19 protein-coding genes are annotated in these 18,040 nt (G+C 37.3%); 17 read left to right on the top strand and 2 right to left on the bottom strand.

Annotated elements, in window-relative coordinates:
- The first annotated feature begins 1 nt into the window (after nt 1).
- The 11 genes from lpxD (at nt 2) to ACFO5T_RS00735 (ending at nt 10,724) form a co-directional block, all read left to right on the top strand.
- Nucleotides 2–1,027, top strand: a complete 1,026-nt coding sequence (gene lpxD, locus ACFO5T_RS00785; RefSeq protein ID WP_380031221.1) for a UDP-3-O-(3-hydroxymyristoyl)glucosamine N-acyltransferase — start codon at nt 2–4, stop codon at nt 1,025–1,027.
- Nucleotides 1,020–2,426, top strand: coding sequence for a bifunctional UDP-3-O-[3-hydroxymyristoyl] N-acetylglucosamine deacetylase/3-hydroxyacyl-ACP dehydratase (locus tag ACFO5T_RS00780; protein WP_380031219.1), 1,407 nt, complete (start codon nt 1,020–1,022; stop codon nt 2,424–2,426). Before lpxD ends, ACFO5T_RS00780 begins: the two co-directional genes overlap by 8 nt.
- A 1-nt stretch (nt 2,427) precedes the next feature.
- Nucleotides 2,428–3,210, top strand: coding sequence for an acyl-ACP--UDP-N-acetylglucosamine O-acyltransferase (lpxA, locus tag ACFO5T_RS00775; RefSeq protein WP_021778942.1), 783 nt, complete (start codon nt 2,428–2,430; stop codon nt 3,208–3,210).
- Between the two features lie 193 nt (nt 3,211–3,403).
- A complete protein-coding gene (gene efp, locus ACFO5T_RS00770) occupies nt 3,404–3,970 on the top strand; it encodes an elongation factor P (protein ID WP_021778943.1) in 567 nt (188 codons plus the stop codon).
- A gap of 67 nt (nt 3,971–4,037) precedes the next feature.
- On the top strand, nt 4,038–4,973 hold the full coding sequence (locus tag ACFO5T_RS00765) for a UDP-3-O-(3-hydroxymyristoyl)glucosamine N-acyltransferase (protein WP_380031215.1): 936 nt from the start codon (nt 4,038–4,040) through the stop codon (nt 4,971–4,973).
- Nucleotides 4,973–5,374 carry a nuclear transport factor 2 family protein gene (locus ACFO5T_RS00760; RefSeq protein ID WP_375252011.1) on the top strand — a complete coding sequence of 134 codons (402 nt, stop codon included), beginning with the start codon at nt 4,973–4,975 and terminating at the stop codon, nt 5,372–5,374. The genes ACFO5T_RS00765 and ACFO5T_RS00760 overlap by 1 nt, the downstream gene beginning before the upstream one ends.
- Nucleotides 5,375–5,448: 74 nt before the next feature.
- Nucleotides 5,449–6,321: a succinate--CoA ligase subunit alpha gene (sucD, locus tag ACFO5T_RS00755; protein WP_021778946.1), complete on the top strand. Its 873-nt coding sequence runs from the start codon at nt 5,449–5,451 to the stop codon at nt 6,319–6,321.
- A gap of 195 nt (nt 6,322–6,516) precedes the next feature.
- Complete coding sequence (gene fabG / locus ACFO5T_RS00750; protein ID WP_380031212.1) at nt 6,517–7,263, top strand: 3-oxoacyl-[acyl-carrier-protein] reductase; 747 nt, start codon at nt 6,517–6,519, stop codon at nt 7,261–7,263.
- Nucleotides 7,264–7,300: 37 nt separating this feature from the next.
- A complete protein-coding gene (locus ACFO5T_RS00745; RefSeq protein WP_380031210.1) occupies nt 7,301–9,334 on the top strand; it encodes a VWA domain-containing protein in 2,034 nt (677 codons plus the stop codon).
- Between the two features lie 21 nt (nt 9,335–9,355).
- Nucleotides 9,356–10,171: a prohibitin family protein gene (locus ACFO5T_RS00740; protein WP_298350259.1), complete on the top strand. Its 816-nt coding sequence runs from the start codon at nt 9,356–9,358 to the stop codon at nt 10,169–10,171.
- 103 nt (nt 10,172–10,274) lie between these two features.
- Nucleotides 10,275–10,724 (top strand): PepSY-like domain-containing protein, encoded by a 450-nt coding sequence (locus ACFO5T_RS00735; protein WP_375252009.1) that lies wholly within the window; start codon nt 10,275–10,277, stop codon nt 10,722–10,724.
- A gap of 33 nt (nt 10,725–10,757) precedes the next feature.
- Here the strand turns inward: ACFO5T_RS00735 and ACFO5T_RS00730 are convergent, their stop codons facing one another.
- Together ACFO5T_RS00730 and ACFO5T_RS00725 are read right to left on the bottom strand one after the other, a co-directional pair.
- Nucleotides 10,758–11,390: a hypothetical protein gene (locus ACFO5T_RS00730; protein WP_380031207.1), complete on the bottom strand. Its 633-nt coding sequence runs from the start codon at nt 11,388–11,390 to the stop codon at nt 10,758–10,760.
- Nucleotides 11,390–12,076, bottom strand: a complete 687-nt coding sequence (locus tag ACFO5T_RS00725; RefSeq protein WP_380031205.1) for an OmpA family protein — start codon at nt 12,074–12,076, stop codon at nt 11,390–11,392. The genes ACFO5T_RS00730 and ACFO5T_RS00725 overlap by 1 nt, the downstream gene beginning before the upstream one ends.
- Nucleotides 12,077–12,359: 283 nt before the next feature.
- Between ACFO5T_RS00725 and hisG the strand changes: the two genes are divergently transcribed.
- Genes hisG through hisA form a run of 6 tightly spaced genes read left to right on the top strand, consistent with a single transcriptional unit; the run spans nt 12,360 to nt 18,031 of the window.
- The gene (gene hisG, locus ACFO5T_RS00720; RefSeq protein ID WP_380031203.1) at nt 12,360–13,220 is read left to right on the top strand and encodes an ATP phosphoribosyltransferase; all 861 of its coding nucleotides are present in this window, start codon (nt 12,360–12,362) and stop codon (nt 13,218–13,220) included.
- Nucleotides 13,221–13,232: 12 nt separating this feature from the next.
- A complete protein-coding gene (hisD, locus tag ACFO5T_RS00715) occupies nt 13,233–14,516 on the top strand; it encodes a histidinol dehydrogenase (RefSeq protein ID WP_380031201.1) in 1,284 nt (427 codons plus the stop codon).
- Between the two features lie 32 nt (nt 14,517–14,548).
- Entirely contained in the window at nt 14,549–15,595 is a 1,047-nt protein-coding gene (gene hisC, locus ACFO5T_RS00710) for a histidinol-phosphate transaminase (protein ID WP_380031199.1), read from the top strand.
- A complete protein-coding gene (gene hisB, locus ACFO5T_RS00705) occupies nt 15,595–16,731 on the top strand; it encodes a bifunctional histidinol-phosphatase/imidazoleglycerol-phosphate dehydratase HisB (protein ID WP_021778956.1) in 1,137 nt (378 codons plus the stop codon). The genes hisC and hisB overlap by 1 nt, the downstream gene beginning before the upstream one ends.
- Nucleotides 16,731–17,312, top strand: a complete 582-nt coding sequence (gene hisH, locus ACFO5T_RS00700) for an imidazole glycerol phosphate synthase subunit HisH (RefSeq protein WP_380031197.1) — start codon at nt 16,731–16,733, stop codon at nt 17,310–17,312. Before hisB ends, hisH begins: the two co-directional genes overlap by 1 nt.
- Nucleotides 17,309–18,031 (top strand): 1-(5-phosphoribosyl)-5-[(5-phosphoribosylamino)methylideneamino]imidazole-4-carboxamide isomerase, encoded by a 723-nt coding sequence (gene hisA / locus ACFO5T_RS00695; protein ID WP_035324881.1) that lies wholly within the window; start codon nt 17,309–17,311, stop codon nt 18,029–18,031. Before hisH ends, hisA begins: the two co-directional genes overlap by 4 nt.
- Nucleotides 18,032–18,040: the final 9 nt, after the last annotated feature.

Below are 18,040 nucleotides of genomic sequence, written 5' to 3'. Positions count from 1 at the left end.
TATGAAATTTACCGCAACCCAAATCGCAGGCATACTAGAAGGGACCGTAGAAGGTAACCCAGAAGTAGAGGTCTCTAAGCTAGCCAAAATAGAAGAAGGAACCCCTGGTTCTCTTACTTTTCTGGCAAACCCTAAGTATACATCATACATCTACTCAACAGAGGCTAGTATTGCCATTGTGGGTAATGATTTTGTGGCAGATCAAGAAGTTAAGCCTACACTCATACGTGTAGAAGATGCTTATAAGTCTTTCTCAAAATTATTAGAATATTATAACCAAGTAAAACTAAGTAAGTCTGGTATAGAACAACCTTGTTTTATATCTGATACGGCTAGTTATGGTGAAGGGCTATATCTAGGTGCATTTTCTTACTTAGGTGATAACGTGCGTATAGGTGATAATGTAAAGATTTATCCTAATGTATATATAGGTGATAATGTAACTATAGGTGATAACTGCGTGCTTTTTGCAGGGTCTAAGGTATACTCAGACAGTGTGATAGGTAATAATGTTTATATACACAGTGGAGCCATAGTAGGTGCAGATGGATTTGGCTTTACGCCAAATGAAAAAGGGGAGTATAGTAAAGTACCACAAACAGGTAATGTAATTATAGAAGATCACGTAGATATAGGTGCCGGTACTACTATAGATCGTGCTACACTAGGATCTACTATTATAAGAAGAGGAGTAAAACTAGATAACCAAATACAGATTGCACATAACGTAGAGATAGGTGCACACACTGCTATTGCTGCTCAAACAGGAATTGCAGGATCTACTAAGATAGGGAAGCACTGTCTTATAGGTGGGCAAGTAGGTATCTCTGGTCACCTCACCATAGGTGATAAAGTGCGCATACAAGCACAATCTGGTATAGGAAGAAATATAAAAGATGGTGAAGTGCTGCAAGGCTCTCCGTCATTTAACTACACAGACTGGAACCGCTCTTATGTACATTTTAAAAATTTACCAAAAATTGTACAAGCGGTAAACAAACTAGAAAAACAACAAAACAATGGGTAACGCTAAAGCACAACAACGTACGATAGCAAAAGAAGTAAGCCTTACAGGAGTAGGTTTACACACTGGTGCAAATGTAAAAATGACATTTAAGCCAGCGCCAGAAAATCACGGATATAAGTTTAAACGTATAGACATTGAAGGGGAACCTATTCTCAATGCAGATGCCTCTCTTGTGACTAACACGCAGCGAGGGACTAACCTTGAGAAGAACGGTGTTGCTATACAAACTACAGAGCACGTTCTTGCTGCTTGTGTAGGTCTAGAGATAGATAACCTGCTTATCGAGCTAGACGCATCTGAGCCGCCTATTATGGATGGATCGTCAAAGTTTTTTGTAGAAGCACTAGAAGAAGCAGGTATACAAGAGCAGGATGCAGCACGTGATGAGTATATAGTAAAGGAGGTCATCACTTATAAAGATGAAGAAACGGGTAGTGAGATTATCCTTATGCCATCAGACGAGTATCAGGTAACTACAATGGTAGACTTTGGTACAAAGGTGCTAGGTACTCAAAATGCAAGTATACAGCACATTTCAGAGTTTAAAGAAGAGATATCAGATAGTAGAACATTTAGTTTTCTACACGAGATAGAGATGCTACTTGAGCACGGTCTTATAAAAGGAGGTGATCTTAACAATGCGATTGTATATGTAGATAAGGAATTATCACCTAGTACAATGGAAAAGTTACGCGTAGCCTTTAATAAAGATCACATTGCGGTAAAACCTAACGGTATTTTAGATAACCTTACTTTGCATCACGCAAACGAGGCAGCACGTCATAAATTACTTGATGTAATAGGTGATCTTGCACTTGCAGGTACTCGTATACGTGGTAAAGTAATAGCAAATAAGCCTGGGCATTTTGTAAACACACAGTTTGCAAAGAAGCTACAGAAAATTATAAAAAATGAGCGTCGTAACTATGTGCCAGATGTAGACTTACACGCAGCGCCAGTAAAGGATATTAATCAAATTATGGAGATGTTACCACACAGACCTCCATTCTTACTGGTAGATAAAATTCTAGAACTTACAGAAGAGCACGTAATAGGTATAAAAAATGTCACGATGAATGAACCATTCTTCGTAGGGCATTTTCCTGGTGCACCTGTAATGCCAGGAGTACTTCAGATTGAGGCAATGGCACAAACGGGAGGTATACTTGTACTTAGTACAGTGCCAGATCCAGAAAATTATCTTACATATTTACTTAAAATAGATAACGTAAGATATAAACATCAAGTGGTGCCGGGTGATACGCTTATTTTTAAGCTAGACCTTATGGCGCCTATACGCAGAGGAATTTGCCAGATGCAAGCACGAGCTTATGCAAATGGAAAATTAGTGTCGGAGGCAGAGATAATGGCTCAGATCGTTAAAGTAAAAAATAACTAATATGAATCAGCCATTAGCATATGTGCACCCAGGTGCAAAAATTGCAAAGAATGTAGTGATAGAGCCTTTTACAACTATACATAATAATGTTGTGATAGGAGAGGGAAGCTGGATAGGTTCTAACGTAACTATTATGGAGGGAGCTCGTATAGGGAAGAACGTAAGTATCTTTCCGGGAGCAGTGATCTCTGCAGTACCGCAAGATAAAAAGTTTAATGATGAAGATACCGTTACCATTATAGGTGATAACACGACGATACGTGAGTGTGTTACCATAAACCGTGGTACATCAGACCGTATGAAAACTCAAGTAGGTAATAACTGCTGGATTATGGCATACTGTCACATAGCACACGATTGTATCGTGGGCGATAACTGTATTTTTTCTAACAATAGTACACTAGCAGGACACATTACCGTAGGTGATTATGTGGTTCTTGCAGGTATGGCTGCCATACAGCAATTTTGTACCATAGGGAGTCACGCCTTTGTAACCGGTGGATCGCTAGTACGTAAGGATGTACCGCCATTTGTAAAAGCAGGTCGTGAGCCATTAAGTTATGTAGGTATAAACTCTATAGGATTACGTAGACGTGGTTTTACAACAGAAAAGATAAGAGAGATACAAGATATCTTCCGTATACTATACCAAAAGAATTATAATAACTCACAAGCGGTCACTATTATAGAAGCAGAGATGGAGGCAACTCAAGAGCGTGATGAGATCTTACAGTTTATAAAGAATTCTCAACGCGGTATTATGAAGGGATACTTTAGCTCTTAATAGTTGTGTTTACGCTTTCGCGAAAGCGGAATTTAAACCATATCAAACAACCTCTAGCTTTAGGCGCGAGGTGACAGAGTAATAAACAAGAGGGGAGAGTGGTAATCTTTTCCTATTTTCGCGAAAGCGTTATTTTAACAACAATATCAATATGAGTATCTCGAGCTAAGAGGTAGTCGATTAATTTTAATTTATGGCAACAACATCAGATATCCGTAACGGTCTTTGTTTACACTACAATAATGACATCTATAAAATTGTAGAATTTTTACACGTAAAACCTGGTAAAGGTCCAGCTTTTGTACGTACAAAAATGAAGAGCGTGACAACTGGAAAAGTGTTAGATAACACATTTTCGGCAGGACATAAAATAGACGAAGTACGTGTAGAAACTCACAAGTTTCAGTTTTTATACAATGATGGAGAAGGGTATCACTTTATGAATACCGAAGATTATACACAGATTGCTTTACAAGAAACAGCGCTAGATCGTTCTGATTTATTAAAAGAAGGTGAAGTAGTAACTGTACTTATTAACTCTGAAGACAACTCTCCACTCTCTGTAGATATGCCAGCCTCTGTTGTGCTTGAAGTGACACATACTGAGCCTGGAGTAAAAGGAAATACAGCTACAAATGCGACAAAACCTGCAACAGTAGAGACAGGAGCAGAGGTAAATGTACCTTTATTTATAAATGAAGGAGATAAGATTAAGATCGAGACTGTAAAAGGTACATATAAGGAGCGTGTTAAAGAATAAATAATACTAGCTAACTAATTATAAAAATCCCGCAATTTGGCGGGATTTTCTTATTATATTCGTAATCGTGAAATTTCAAAAACAACATACACTTCAAGAAATCGCCAGTCTCATAGATGCCACTTTTGTTGGTGATGCATCATTTCCAGTACTTGGTATGAATGAGATACACGTCGTTGAGGCGGGAGACATCGTTTTTGTAGATCATCCTAAGTATTATGATAAAGCGCTTAACAGTGCTGCAACAGTAATACTTATTAATAAAGAGGTAGATTGTCCAGAAGGCAAAGGGCTACTTATCTCTGATGATCCTTTTAGAGATTTTAATAAACTTACTACGCATTTTAAACCTTTTGAGAGTGCAGGAGCCAGTGTTGCCACAACAGCATCAATAGGTGAGGGAACGGTTGTACAACCTAATGCCTTTATAGGTAATCACGTTACAATAGGTAAAAATTGTACCATACACTCTAACGTAAGCCTTTACGACCATACGGTAATAGGCGATAATGTGACGATACACGCTGGGAGTATACTGGGTGCAGATGCTTTTTATTATAAAAAACGACCAGAAGGTTTTGATAAACTTAAATCTGGTGGTCGCGTGGTTATAAAAGATAATGTAGATATAGGCGCTGCCTGTACTATAGATAAAGGCGTTACAGGAGATACTACTGTAGGTGCTGGCACTAAAATAGATAACCAGGTGCACATAGGTCACGATACGGTTATAGGAGAGAAGGTTTTAATAGCTTCTCAGACAGGTATAGCTGGTTGTGTAGTTATAGAGGATGAAGTGACATTGTGGGGTCAGGTAGGTGTAACCAGTGGTATAACCGTAGGTGGTAAAGCCGTGATCTCTGCACAAAGTGGCGTAAGTAAGTCACTAGAAGGTGGTAAAAGTTATTTTGGATCTCCAGCAGGAGATTTTAGAACAAAATATAAAGAACTTGCGGCATTGCGCCAGGTTCAAGAATTATTAGATAAATTAAATAAGCAATAATGGCTAAGAGTAAGAAGAAGATCGTGCGAGAGTTTTATGAGTCAGATTTTTTTAATGACACCTCTAACCTTGATAAGTATATGCATCCAGAAATGGAACTTTACTGGAATGCAAAAACTGGATACAATCATATGGATATCCAGGCTGTAAAGGATATGGCAACAGAGGCTGGTAAGTCCTTTGATGCGGTACGACCTCAAATTACACACCTTCTGTCTGACGGTGATAATGTCGTAATACGTTTTACATATCACGTAACTACTATAGAGACACCAGAGGTAGAAGAGCCTATTGCACACTTTATGGCTATATGGGAACTTAAGGACGGATTAATGTACCGTGGTTACCAGATGACCCAGCCTATAGAAGAAGATAAAAAGGCTATGAAGTCTTGGAAGTAAAATTCATTAATATTTTACTTGAGAATACTTAATCAAACTGCTATTTTTGCAGAGCAAAATTTTAAAACAAACTGATGAGCGTTTTAGTAAATAAAGATTCAAAAATAATTGTTCAAGGATTTACAGGTAGCGAGGGAACTTTCCACGCGGGCCAGATGATCGACTATGGAACAAATGTAGTAGGTGGAGTTACTCCAGGTAAAGGAGGACAAGTACACCTAGATAAGCCTGTTTTTAACACAGTACAAGAAGCTGTAGAAAAAGTAGGAGCAGACACAACTATTATTTTTGTACCGCCAGCATTTGCTGCAGATGCAATTATGGAAGCTGCAGATGCAGGTATCAAAGTAATTATAACAATTACAGAAGGTATCCCTGTTGCAGATATGATCAAAGCATCAGACTATATCGCTACAAAAGAGTGTCGCCTTATAGGACCTAACTGTCCAGGTGTAATCACTCCAGGAGAAGCAAAAGTAGGTATTATGCCAGGTTTTGTTTTTAAAGAAGGAAAAGTAGGTATCGTTTCAAAATCTGGAACACTTACTTATGAAGCTGCAGACCAGGTTGTAAAACAAGGTCTTGGTATCACAACAGCTATCGGTATAGGTGGTGACCCAATTATTGGGACAACTACAAAAGAAGCTGTAGAGTTACTTATAAATGACCCAGCAACAGAAGCTGTCGTAATGATAGGTGAGATAGGTGGTCAACTAGAAGGTGATGCTGCAAAGTGGTATAAAGAAAGCGGAAGCAAGAAGCCAGTTATAGGATTTATAGCCGGAGAGACTGCACCAGCAGGACGTACAATGGGGCACGCAGGTGCAATTGTAGGTGGATCTGATGATACAGCTCAAGCTAAAAAAGCAATTATGAGAGAATGTGGAATACACGTAGTTGATTCTCCAGCAGAAATAGGTAAGAAAGTAGCAGAAGTTTTAGGCTAGTATTTTATCTAATAACTATTAAAAAAACCTCTCAAGTATCGAGAGGTTTTTTTGTGCTTTATGGTTATCGTAATTCTTATATTTGATATAAAATAAGTGGGTATTACGCTTTCGCGAAAGCGTAATAAAGAATATGTTAAGTATACCGAACACTTATTATAAAAACAAAACAGCCAACAGACACAATAGATTATAATGAAATTACTAGAAGGAAAAACAGCCATTATTACAGGTGCTAGCCGTGGTATAGGAAAAGGAATAGCAGAGGTTTTTGCACAACACGGGGCAAATGTAGCTTTTACATACAGCTCATCATCTGCCGCGGCAGATGAGCTTGAGAAAAGCTTAGAAGGAACTGGCGTAAAGGTAAAAGGATATAAAAGTAACGCTGCAGATTTTGAGCAGGCACAAGAGCTTGTGAAAAATGTTCTTGAAGATTTTGGCGCGATTGATATCTTGATAAACAACGCAGGTATCACAAAAGATAATCTCCTTATGCGTATGTCTGAAGAAGATTTTGATAAAGTGATAGAAGTAAACCTTAAGTCTATTTTTAATATGACTAAGGCTGTACAACGCACGATGCTTAAGGCTCGTAAGGGAAGTGTCATAAATATGAGCTCTGTAGTAGGAGTAAAAGGAAATGCTGGGCAGGCAAACTATGCAGCATCAAAGGCAGGTATGATAGGTTTTTCAAAATCTATGGCACTAGAGCTAGGTTCTCGTAACATACGTACTAACGTGATTGCACCAGGATTTATCGAGACAGAAATGACAGGTAAGCTAGATGAGGCTACTGTTGCATCGTGGAGAGATGCTATACCGCTTAAACGTGGTGGTAGCCCAGAAGATATTGCAAACGCTTGTGTATTTTTAGCAAGTGATATGAGTGCCTACATCACAGGTCAAGTGATTAATGTAGATGGAGGGATGCTTACCTAAAACAAGGTAAAACTCAATATAATTTAGTCATATACTATTGCAAACAGAGACACTATTATTAATTATTGGAGCTGCTATTCTCTCACTGGGAGTAGCGGTTTTTCAATATTTCTATCGTGTTAAATATAAAAGTAAGCGCAATCGCGTTTATACATTTTTACGATTTTTAACCATTTTTGGCTTACTGCTTTTACTTATCAACCCTAAGTATGAGCAAGTATCTTACTACACAGAGAAGCCTTCGCTTGCTGTCGCTGTAGATAATTCTTCAAGTATTGCACACCTTGGTTATGATGGGGTGTCTCAAGATGTGATATCCCGCTTTCGCGAAAGCGTAAAACTCAACGATGCTTTTGATATTCAGTACTATCAATTTGGAGATGATTTTAAATCATTAGATTCCCTTTCATTTACTAATAAGCAGACTAATATCTCAAACGCTTTGCGTGGTCTTGAAGATATTTATACAACAGATGTCGCTCCCGTAGTTTTACTCTCTGATGGTAATCAAACCTATGGTGAGGCCTATCAATATCTTGGTCAGAATTATAGCCAGCAGGTATATCCCGTGATACTGGGAGATACAATCATTTATGATGACCTTAAGCTGGGTCAGATCAATGTAAATCGATATGCCTATATAAATAACAAATTTCCTGTTGAGATTTTTGCTTCTTATAATGGTAAAACAACAGTACAATCTGTGCTTACTATACGTTCTGGAGGTAAAACTTTACATAAGCAGTCTGTAAATTTTAGCCCAGATAATGCATCACAAGTTTTTACCGTAAACGTCCCTGCTGAAAGGGTGGGAGTGACTCAGTATGTCATAAGTATTGCTCCTGTAGAGAGCGAAAAGAATGAGAGTAATAACTATAAAAACTTTGCGATAGAGGTTATAGATCAAAAAACGAATGTACTTCTTATAAGTAATATAGTTCACCCAGATGTGGGAATGCTTAAAAAGAGTATTGAGAGTAATAGATTGCGCACGGTTACATTTACGAAACCAGCAGATGCTGTTGCAAAGATCAATGATTATGAGCTCATCATACTTTACCAACCAGATGCAAGTTTTTCTGGAGTATATAAACAATTAGAAACACTAGCTAAAAATAGTATAACAATAACTGGAGAACACACTGGCTGGAATGCTATAAATAAATTTCAAAAAACAATCACACAAGAGATTACAGGTCAAACAGAAGAAGTACAAGCTCAGCTTAATCCTAACTTTTCTGCTTTTGTAATTGAGGATATAGGTTTTGACGATTTTCCACCTTTAGTTGCGGCATTTGGAGAGACGCGTTTTAATACAAAAGCAGACATTGCTTTATCACAAAGTATAGGCCTTGTGGAGACTAATCAACCACTTATAGCCACAACAGAAGATAGTGGAAGACGAGAGGTATATATATTAGGAGAAGGATTATGGAAGTGGCGAGCACAGAGTTTTGTAGAAAAGCGTGATTTTAAATCTTTTGATAATTTTATAGATAATCTAGTACAATATGCTGCTTCAAACAAGAAGAAAAGTAGACTTAACTTAGATTATGAGTCGTTTTACTATGGCAATAAGGCAGTGATGCTTTATGCACAGTACTTTAATAAAAATTACAATTTTGATGCAAGGGCTAAGGTGTCTATAAAAGTGATAAATCAGGAGTCAAAAAAGCTTACAGAGATTCCATTATTACTTAAAAAGAATACCTATCAGGTAGATATGAATAATCTTGAGCCTGGAAGTTATAAATTTACTGTATCTGTAGCAGAGCAAGGTATTGCACGTTCTGGATCTTTTACAATTGTTCCCTTTGATATAGAGCAACAATTTTTAAATGCAAATGTAACACAGTTACAACTTCTAGCGTCTCATACAGATGGTGGTTTATATAACCCTGTAAGTCTAGATAAACTTATAACGTCGCTCGTTGCAGATAATAGATATAAACCTATACAGAAGAGTACAAAAAATAGTGTACCTTTTATAGACTGGAAATTACTACTTGCAATTTTGGCATTATTACTCGCTTTGGAGTGGTTTATGCGCAAGTATAATGGACTTACTTAAAATCAAAATTAAAAATTAGCTATGGAAAAATTACCTAAAATTGGAGTGCCTGTCGTAATAGGCCTCGTTATTCTACTCGTGATTATCACAAAATCTGCCATCACAATAGACTCTGGAGAGGCTGGCGTGTTGTATAAAACATTTGGAGGTGGTGTGGTAACAGATGAGCCACCACTAGGAGAAGGATTTCACCTAGTAGCCCCTTGGAACAAAGTGTACGTTTATGAAGTGCGTCGTCAAGAGCTTTTTGAAAAAATGAAAGTATTATCTTCAAACGGACTAGATATACAACTAGACGCATCTGCTTGGTACAAGCCTAGATATACAGATGTAGGGAAGTTACACCAAGAGATAGGTGAAGATTACTTACAACGTATCTTATTGCCTACTATACGATCTGCAGCGAGATCTGTTGTGGGGCGTTATACGCCAGAGCAGTTATATTCTTCTAAGAGAGATGCGATACAGTCAGAAATTTTTGAAGAAACAAAGAAGATTATAAAGGATCAGTACATCGAGCTAGATGAGATACTAGTAAGAGATGTAACCTTGCCAAATACAATTAAAGAAGCTATCGAGCGTAAATTAAAGCAAGAGCAAGAGTCTCTTGAGTATGAATTCCGTCTAGTAACAGCTACAAAAGAGGCAGAAAAAGTACGTATAGAAGCACAAGGTAAGGCAGATGCAAACAAGATTCTTAGTGCGTCACTTACAGATAAGATTCTACAAGATAAAGGTATTGATGCAACAATAGAGTTGTCAAAATCTCCAAATTCTAAGGTGATAGTGGTAGGTTCTGGTGAATCTGGACTACCATTAATTTTAGGAAATAATTAGAATACTATCTAAAATTATATGAAAGTGTTAAGATGATGCTTTCGCGAAAGCTTATATCTTTACAGTCTACTCGTCATAATGGGTAGATTGTAAAGATTTTTTTATGTTTAAATATCAGAAAGTACTTTTATTGTTTGGCTTTATACTCGCAGTGAGTTGTGGTCAAAAAGTTGAAAGTCAAAATAGTAAGAAAGGATATGCACCAGAGGCAGTAAAGGCAACATTTCAAGCCAAATATCCAGGAGAGAATGATCCAGACTGGCACGTAGACTCAAATGGAAATTATGAGTCAAGATTTAGAATAGATGGTATAAGACACCGTGCAGATTTTAGTCCTAATGGAGATTGGATTGAGACAGAAGTAAGTATAGATAAGGATGAATTGCCAAAGGCAATTAAAAAAGCTATAAAAAGAGATTATAGTCACGAGAAGATCACAGAGATTGAGCGCGTGCAAAGCGCCGAAAAAGGGCTATTTTATGACGTGGAATTTAAACGTAAAGGGAAAAATAAAGATGTAGAGTTTAATGAGGCAGGTGAGGAGATAAATTAATAAATCTATGTTTTATATAAATAAAAAAACCACCTAATAGGTGGTTTTTTCATTTATCATATTTTTTTTTGAGTTTCCTTTTTCGTTATCCTCTGTTTGTGTATTCTCGGTAAGTCTTTTTGCCTTTGCTACCCATCTATCATTTTTAATTCTATCTGGAAAAAACTTAATGAGCTTTGTTACTGCGGCGATGTCGTCATTATTAAAACGGCTTATTTGCTCGTAAGTGTAAATCCCTAGTTCATTGAGTTTAGCCTCAGTATATGGACCTATTCCAGTAATTTGTTGTAAGTCATTACGCTCTGCCATTGTGGCCCTTCCTATGCGTTCATAACTTATAGGGTCCTTAATTTCTGTTTTTGAGAGCTTTTCTGTAAGCACATCATCAGAAAAAGCTCTGTTTCGTATCTGTAGATGCTCATATTCCTCATCCATACGGTCTTTTCTAAAAACGCCATCTGCCTTTCTATCTAACTCGTCTTGTAGATTTTTGATGGTATTGTTGAGCTGTTGTAACGTGTTTTTATGCTGTTGTTCTTTACGTTTGTGAGAAAATTTTTGAGAGAGTTGCGATCCTCCATAACCTATCAAAAATGCAACAAGAGTCATTATAAATGTCTCTATATAAGCAATGGGTATTGATATGGCCTCCTGTAATGCGAGCATTAATCTACTATAATTTCTATTCTGTTGTTTTGGCGTCGTCCAGATACGGTGTTATTTGAGGCGATAGGTTCTTCTTCACCTCTTGAGGTAGCAGTAATTTTGCTGCGGGGGATTCCTCTACGGGCTGTAAGATACCATTTAATTTGTCTTGATTTTTTTAAACCTGTGCTAAAATTATCTCGAGCATTTCCTACGTTATCTGTATGGCCTAATATTGTTACTTTTTTATCTGGATTATTTTTTAATAATTCTTTGAGTTCAGATGCATATGCAACGAGCTCTTTATCAAGTATTAAATCTGTATTGTTATACTGCGGGTAGAATACCTCGCTAGAAAAAGAAGGGCCCGAAAGTGAGTTAAGCTCTTTTTCAAAAGTAACAACCGGTTCATCTTTTGTAAAATCTACAGTATCACTTATAGCAATAGATTTTTGTATTTCTTCAGCAATAAAAATGGACGCCTCCCTATCTATGTGCGTTTTTGCAATGCTATCTGTAGTTTTTATCTCGCTATTACTAGTACTTGTCTTAGTTGGATTAGTAATAGGTTGTTTATCATTACTATTAGAAATTGTAGTAGATGATTTTTTTTCTATAAATGGTGATGGCTCCTTAGCACTTACGTAATAGATACACGTAAATGACCAAAGTAAAAAAACAAGGAAGGCCCCCAAAAATCCTTTCATAGTTAAATTTATGTGCTTTAGTAGTTGATTTAAAGCGCTATTTCAAATCTACTAAAAAGTTCTGTGTGTTAAGTAATTATTAAATCACTTTATTCACTTGTTTTTAACAAAAGACTTCTTAAATTTGTTCCATAAATGAAATTGAACAAAACACATCATCACCATACTACATCATTCGCTCAAGCGAGGTAGTTTGGTATGTAAATAATTCATATATAAACCCGTTTGAGATACTCAAACGGGTTTTTTCTTTTTTGGGTAATTCAAACACAAACCAACAAAAATGAGTCAAAAAATTAGAATTGCTATTCAGAAGTCAGGTCGTCTCAATGAGGAGTCTTTACAACTGCTTAAAAACTGTGGTGTATCTATAGATAATGGTAAGGATCAACTTAAAGCCATTGCTAGAAACTTTCCGCTAGAGGTTTTATACCTACGTAATGGAGATATTCCTCAGTACTTAAGAGACGGAGTGGTAGATATCGCAATACTTGGAGAAAATACACTTATAGAAAAAGGAAAGGAACTTCCTATCATAGAGAGACTAGGTTTTTCAAAATGCAAGGTGTCACTAGCTATCCCAAAAGGACAAGAATATAACTCTGTAAAAGATCTAGAAGGTAAGCGCATTGCAACTTCATATCCTAATACAGTAAGAGAATATCTAGCCGAAAAAGGTGTAAACGCAGAGCTACACATCATTAATGGTTCGGTAGAAATTGCTCCAAATATTGGACTTGCAGATGCTATTTGTGATATTGTTTCTAGTGGTAGTACATTATTTAAAAATAACCTTAAGGAAGTAGAGCAAATGCTCACGTCTGAGGCTGTTCTTACTGCATCACCTACTATTTCTGACGAGCGTAAGGAACTATTAGAAACACTCAAATTCCGTATAAAATCTGTACTTGCAGGACAACGCAGTAAGTATGTACTTATGAATGTGCCAGACGCAAAGCTTGATGATGTTATCGCAATGCTTCCAGGTATGAGAAGTCCTACGGTTTTACCACTAGCACAAGAAGGCTGGAGTAGTGTACACTCAGTAATAAATAAAGATAGCTTTTGGGATGTGATAGATAATCTCAAAAAAGCAGGTGCAGAAGGAATACTTGTATGCCCAATCGAAAAAATGGTACTATAATTTTACATTGCTATGAATAAGATTTATAATCCAGAAAGAAGTGAGTGGGCAGAAATTTTAAAAAGACCTACTCAAACTGTAGATGATATAGAAGCCACCGTTACCGATATTTTTAAGGAAGTAAAGGAAAAAGGAGATACTGCGGTAGCAAAGTACACAAGTATCTTTGATAATGTGACTCTTGAGAGCACTGCAGTCACTGATATAGAAATAGAGGAAGCGCAAGAGCTTATATCTACCGAGTTAAAGGAAGCCATACAACTTGCAAAAGGTAATATTGAACGTTTTCACACAGCTCAAAAAACAGAGAGAGTAGCTATTGCTACTACAGAAGGAGTAGATTGCTGGCAAGAAAAAAGACCTATTCAAAAAGTGGGTCTTTATATACCGGGAGGTACAGCGCCATTATTTTCTACTATCTTAATGCTTGCAACGCCAGCAAATATCGCTGGTTGTAAAGAGATTGTATTATGCACACCACCAGATAAAGAAGGAAAGGTAAACCCTGCCATTCTTTATACAGCAAAGCTAAGTGGAGTTACAAAAATATTTAAAGTAGGAGGTATTCAGGCTATTGCTGCGATGACCTTTGGTACAGAGAGCGTTCCTCAAGTTTATAAAATATTTGGGCCAGGTAATCAGTTTGTAACTGTTGCAAAGCAGCTTGCTACAAAGCACGGAGTGGCTATAGATATGCCAGCAGGTCCATCAGAATTACTTGTTGTGGCAGATGATGCCGCTCAGGCAAGCTTCGTAGCTTCAGACTTATTAAGTCAGGCAGAGCACGGTGTTGATAGTCAGGTGATCTTGGTTTCTACATCAAAGGATTTGATAGACGAGGTAGAAAAAGAAGTAGAAGAGCAGATGAGTACGCTTTCGCGAAAGCGTATTGCAGAAAAAGCTATTGATAATAGCAAGCTCATTTATGTAAAAGATGATGAGACGGCACTCGCGCTTATAGATGAGTACGGTCCAGAACACTTTATAGTTTGCACCTCAAATGATGACTACTATGTAGATAATATAGGTAATGCGGGGTCTGTTTTTATAGGCAACTATACGCCAGAAAGCGCTGGAGATTATGCATCTGGTACAAACCACACCTTACCTACAAACGGTTATGCTAAGCAGTACAGCGGTGTAAATCTAGATAGTTTTATGAAGTCTATGACATTTCAAAAAATATCTGAAACTGGAATAAAAAATATAGGTCGTGCTATAGAACTTATGGCAGAGGCAGAGGGTCTTGATGCTCATAAAAATGCGGTAACTCTTAGACTTAACGCAATAAAATAAAGCAGTAAAGATTATTAAGTACGTATAGCACAATGAACAAATTTGACATAAATAAGCTCGTAAGAGCAAATGTTGCAAGAATGAAACCGTACTCTTCTGCGCGAGATGAGTTTACAGATTTTGACAAAGAAATGGTTTTTCTAGATGCAAATGAAAATCCGTTTGATAATGGTGTAAACCGTTATCCAGACCCGCAACAGCGTAGTTTAAAGAGTTTGGCAGCCTCTCAAAAAAACGTCTCAGAATCTCAAATTTTACTAGGTAACGGAAGCGACGAGGTGCTCGATCTTATTTTTAGAGCATTCTGTAATCCTGGAGTAGATGGTATTATAACGGTACCACCTACTTACGGTATGTATAATGTACTGGCAGGTACAAATGACGTAGCAAATACAGAGGTACTTCTTACCGAAGATTTCCAACTGGATACTAAAGGTATTCTGAATGCTGTGAGTGATACAACAAAGCTCATTTTTATATGCTCACCAAATAATCCTACGGGTAATATGATCAAACCAGATCTTATTATTGAGGTTTTAGAAAACTTTAATGGGTTAGTAGTTCTTGATGAAGCATATATAGATTTTGCAGCAGCAGAGAGTTGGATATCACAATTAAAAAATTATCCTAACCTTGTAATCACTCAAACGCTTTCTAAGGCTTACGGTCTTGCTGGTATACGTCTAGGTTTATGCTTTGCAAGTAAAGAAGTTATTGCGATTCTTAATAAAATCAAGCCTCCTTATAATGTGAATGCATTAACGCAAGATCGCGCTTATGATAGATTGAGCGATTTACGTATGATTCATAATGAGGTAGATACCTTACTTGATAATAGAAAAACACTAGCAGCTGTGCTTAAAGATGTGGATTTTGTAGAAAAAGTATATCCGTCTGATGCAAACTTTATATTAACTAAAGTAGACGATGCAAACAAGCGTTATAACCAGCTTATAGAAAAAGGAATAGTCGTGCGCAATCGCAGCACACAGGCGCTTTGTGAGAACACGCTACGTTTTACAGTAGGGACCAAAGAAGAAAATACAACACTAATAAACGCATTAAATACAATACAGTAATGGCAAAAAAAGTACTTTTTATCGACCGCGATGGTACAATGATTAAGGAAACAGTAGATGAACAAATCGATGCGTTTGAAAAAATGATTTTTTACCCTAAGTGTTTTACTTGGTTAGGTAAGATTGCTCAAGAGCTCGATTATGAGTTAGTGATGATTACAAATCAAGATGGTTTAGGTACAGATTCTTTTCCAGAAGATACATTCTGGCCAGTGCACAACTTCATTATGAAGTCATTTGAAAATGAAGGTGTTGTTTTTGATAATGTATTTTTAGATAGAACCTTTCCGCACGAAAATAAAGACACTAGAAAGCCTGGGACCGGTTTACTTACACAATATTTTTCTGAGGAATATGATCTCAAAAACTCTTTTGTAATAGGTGATAGACTTACAGATATGCAACTTGCGACAAATCTGGGAGCCAAAGGAATCTATATAAATGATAACACAAACCTCGGTACTGGTGAGATTACTATCTCTGAAGATGAGCTCAATAAGGACATCGCTCTAGAGACAAACGACTGGCAAAAAATATACGAGTTTTTAAAATTAGAAAGTCGTGTTGCTACGCTTGCGCGAAAAACTAATGAGACAGACATAAACATCACCCTTAACCTAGACGGTACAGGTAAATCTAACATAGACACAGGTCTAGCTTTCTTTGACCATATGCTTGACCAGATAGCGCGTCACGGGCAAATGGATCTAGACATCCAAGTAAAAGGAGACCTGGAAGTAGACGAGCATCACACCATAGAAGACACGGCAATCGCACTAGGAGAAGTGTTTGCCATTGCTTTAGGTAATAAATTAGGAATAGAGCGTTACGGTTTTTGCTTGCCTATGGATGACTGTCTTGCACAAGTTGCTATAGATTTTGGTGGTAGAAACTGGCTCGTATGGGAAGCAGATTTTAACCGTGAGATGATAGGTAAAATGCCTACAGAGATGTTTTACCACTTCTTTAAATCATTTACAGATGGTGCAAAGGCAAACCTAAATATCAAAGCCGAAGGGACAAACGAGCACCACAAGATTGAAGCTATCTTTAAGGCATTTGCAAAAGCGATTAAAGTAGCCGTAAAGCGTGATGCAGATAAAATGATTCTTCCATCTACAAAAGGAATGTTATAATGAAAATTGTGATCATTAATTATGGTGCTGGAAACATCCAGAGCATAAAATTTGCGGTAGAGCGCCTTGGTTATCAGGCGGTCTTAAGTGATAGTGAAGAAGAAATACGTAGTGCAGATAAAGTCATTTTTCCTGGAGTAGGAGAGGCGAGTAGTGCTATGAGTAAATTACGAGAGACTGGTCTCGATAAAGTGATTCCTACACTAACACAGCCTGTGCTGGGTATCTGTCTGGGTATGCAATTAATGTGTACAGGTTCAGAAGAAGGAGATACTATAGGGCTTGATATTTTTAATGTAGATGTAGAACGCTTTCGCGAAAGCGTAAAAGTCCCACAAATACAGTGGAACACCATTAACAATCTATCATCACCACTTTTTAATCAGGTAGCCGAAGATTCTTTTATATATATGGTGCACAGTTTTTATGCTCCCGTAGTAGAAGACACGATTGCGACTACTACGTACGGACTTCCTTACAGTAGTGCTCTTGCCAAAAATAATTTTTATGGAACCCAGTTCCACCCAGAAAAAAGTAGCGCTGTAGGAGAGCAAATACTTAAAAACTTTTTAGAATTATGAGAATAATACCTGCTATAGATATCATAGATGGTAATTGTGTGCGTCTCTCAAAGGGAGATTATAACACAAAGAAAATATATAATGAAAATCCGCTGGAGGTTGCAAAGCAGTTTGAGGCACACGGTATCACGCATTTACACCTTGTAGATTTAGATGGTGCAAAAAGCAAGCACATTGTAAACCACAAAATCCTCGAGCAAATAGCTACAAAGACTGCGTTAAAAGTAGACTTTGGAGGAGGTCTTAAAACAGACGAAGATTTACGCATAGCCTTTGAGAGCGGAGCCTCTCAAATAACAGGTGGTAGTATTGCTGTGAAAAATCCAGATACATTTAAAAGCTGGTTGTCAAAATTTGGCAGTGATAAAATTATCTTGGGAGCAGATGCTCATCATCGTAAAATTGCTATCTCTGGCTGGCTAGAGGAGTCTGATGATGATGTGGTGGAGTTTATAAACGCTTATCAAAAAGAAGGTGTCTCTTATGTAATCTGTACAGATATAAGTAAAGACGGTATGCTAGAAGGGCCTAGTTTTGACTTATATCAAGAAATACTTGCTAGCACACCAGACTTAAAACTTATTGCTTCTGGAGGAATTTCTACCTTTGACGAGTTGCCAAAGCTTGCAGAGATGGGCTGTGAAGGAACCATTATAGGGAAGGCAATCTATGAAAATAGAATCTCATTGAAGCAACTAGAAGATTTTATACTAAGTTAGAACGTATAT

The organism is Dokdonia genika, assembly GCF_042652845.1.
Classification (GTDB): domain Bacteria; phylum Bacteroidota; class Bacteroidia; order Flavobacteriales; family Flavobacteriaceae; genus Dokdonia; species Dokdonia donghaensis.
The sequence above is the reverse complement of the archived record's forward strand: the minus strand, read 5'-3'. Positions and strand labels throughout refer to the sequence as shown.

Bases quoted from the DNA above. Each gene is read 5' to 3' on its own strand.
- lpxD (WP_380031221.1), top strand. From the start codon at position 2: ATGAAATTTACCGCAACCCAAATCGCAGGCATACTAGAAGGGACCGTA.
- ACFO5T_RS00780 (WP_380031219.1), top strand. From the start codon at position 1,020: ATGGGTAACGCTAAAGCACAACAACGTACGATAGCAAAAGAAGTAAGC.
- lpxA (WP_021778942.1), top strand. From the start codon at position 2,428: ATGAATCAGCCATTAGCATATGTGCACCCAGGTGCAAAAATTGCAAAG.
- efp (WP_021778943.1), top strand. From the start codon at position 3,404: ATGGCAACAACATCAGATATCCGTAACGGTCTTTGTTTACACTACAAT.
- ACFO5T_RS00760 (WP_375252011.1), top strand. From the start codon at position 4,973: ATGGCTAAGAGTAAGAAGAAGATCGTGCGAGAGTTTTATGAGTCAGAT.
- sucD (WP_021778946.1), top strand. From the start codon at position 5,449: ATGAGCGTTTTAGTAAATAAAGATTCAAAAATAATTGTTCAAGGATTT.
- fabG (WP_380031212.1), top strand. From the start codon at position 6,517: ATGAAATTACTAGAAGGAAAAACAGCCATTATTACAGGTGCTAGCCGT.
- ACFO5T_RS00740 (WP_298350259.1), top strand. From the start codon at position 9,356: ATGGAAAAATTACCTAAAATTGGAGTGCCTGTCGTAATAGGCCTCGTT.
- ACFO5T_RS00735 (WP_375252009.1), top strand. From the start codon at position 10,275: ATGTTTAAATATCAGAAAGTACTTTTATTGTTTGGCTTTATACTCGCA.
- ACFO5T_RS00730 (WP_380031207.1), bottom strand. From the start codon at position 11,390: ATGCTCGCATTACAGGAGGCCATATCAATACCCATTGCTTATATAGAG.
- ACFO5T_RS00725 (WP_380031205.1), bottom strand. From the start codon at position 12,076: ATGAAAGGATTTTTGGGGGCCTTCCTTGTTTTTTTACTTTGGTCATTT.
- hisG (WP_380031203.1), top strand. From the start codon at position 12,360: ATGAGTCAAAAAATTAGAATTGCTATTCAGAAGTCAGGTCGTCTCAAT.
- hisD (WP_380031201.1), top strand. From the start codon at position 13,233: ATGAATAAGATTTATAATCCAGAAAGAAGTGAGTGGGCAGAAATTTTA.
- hisC (WP_380031199.1), top strand. From the start codon at position 14,549: ATGAACAAATTTGACATAAATAAGCTCGTAAGAGCAAATGTTGCAAGA.
- hisB (WP_021778956.1), top strand. From the start codon at position 15,595: ATGGCAAAAAAAGTACTTTTTATCGACCGCGATGGTACAATGATTAAG.
- hisH (WP_380031197.1), top strand. From the start codon at position 16,731: ATGAAAATTGTGATCATTAATTATGGTGCTGGAAACATCCAGAGCATA.
- hisA (WP_035324881.1), top strand. From the start codon at position 17,309: ATGAGAATAATACCTGCTATAGATATCATAGATGGTAATTGTGTGCGT.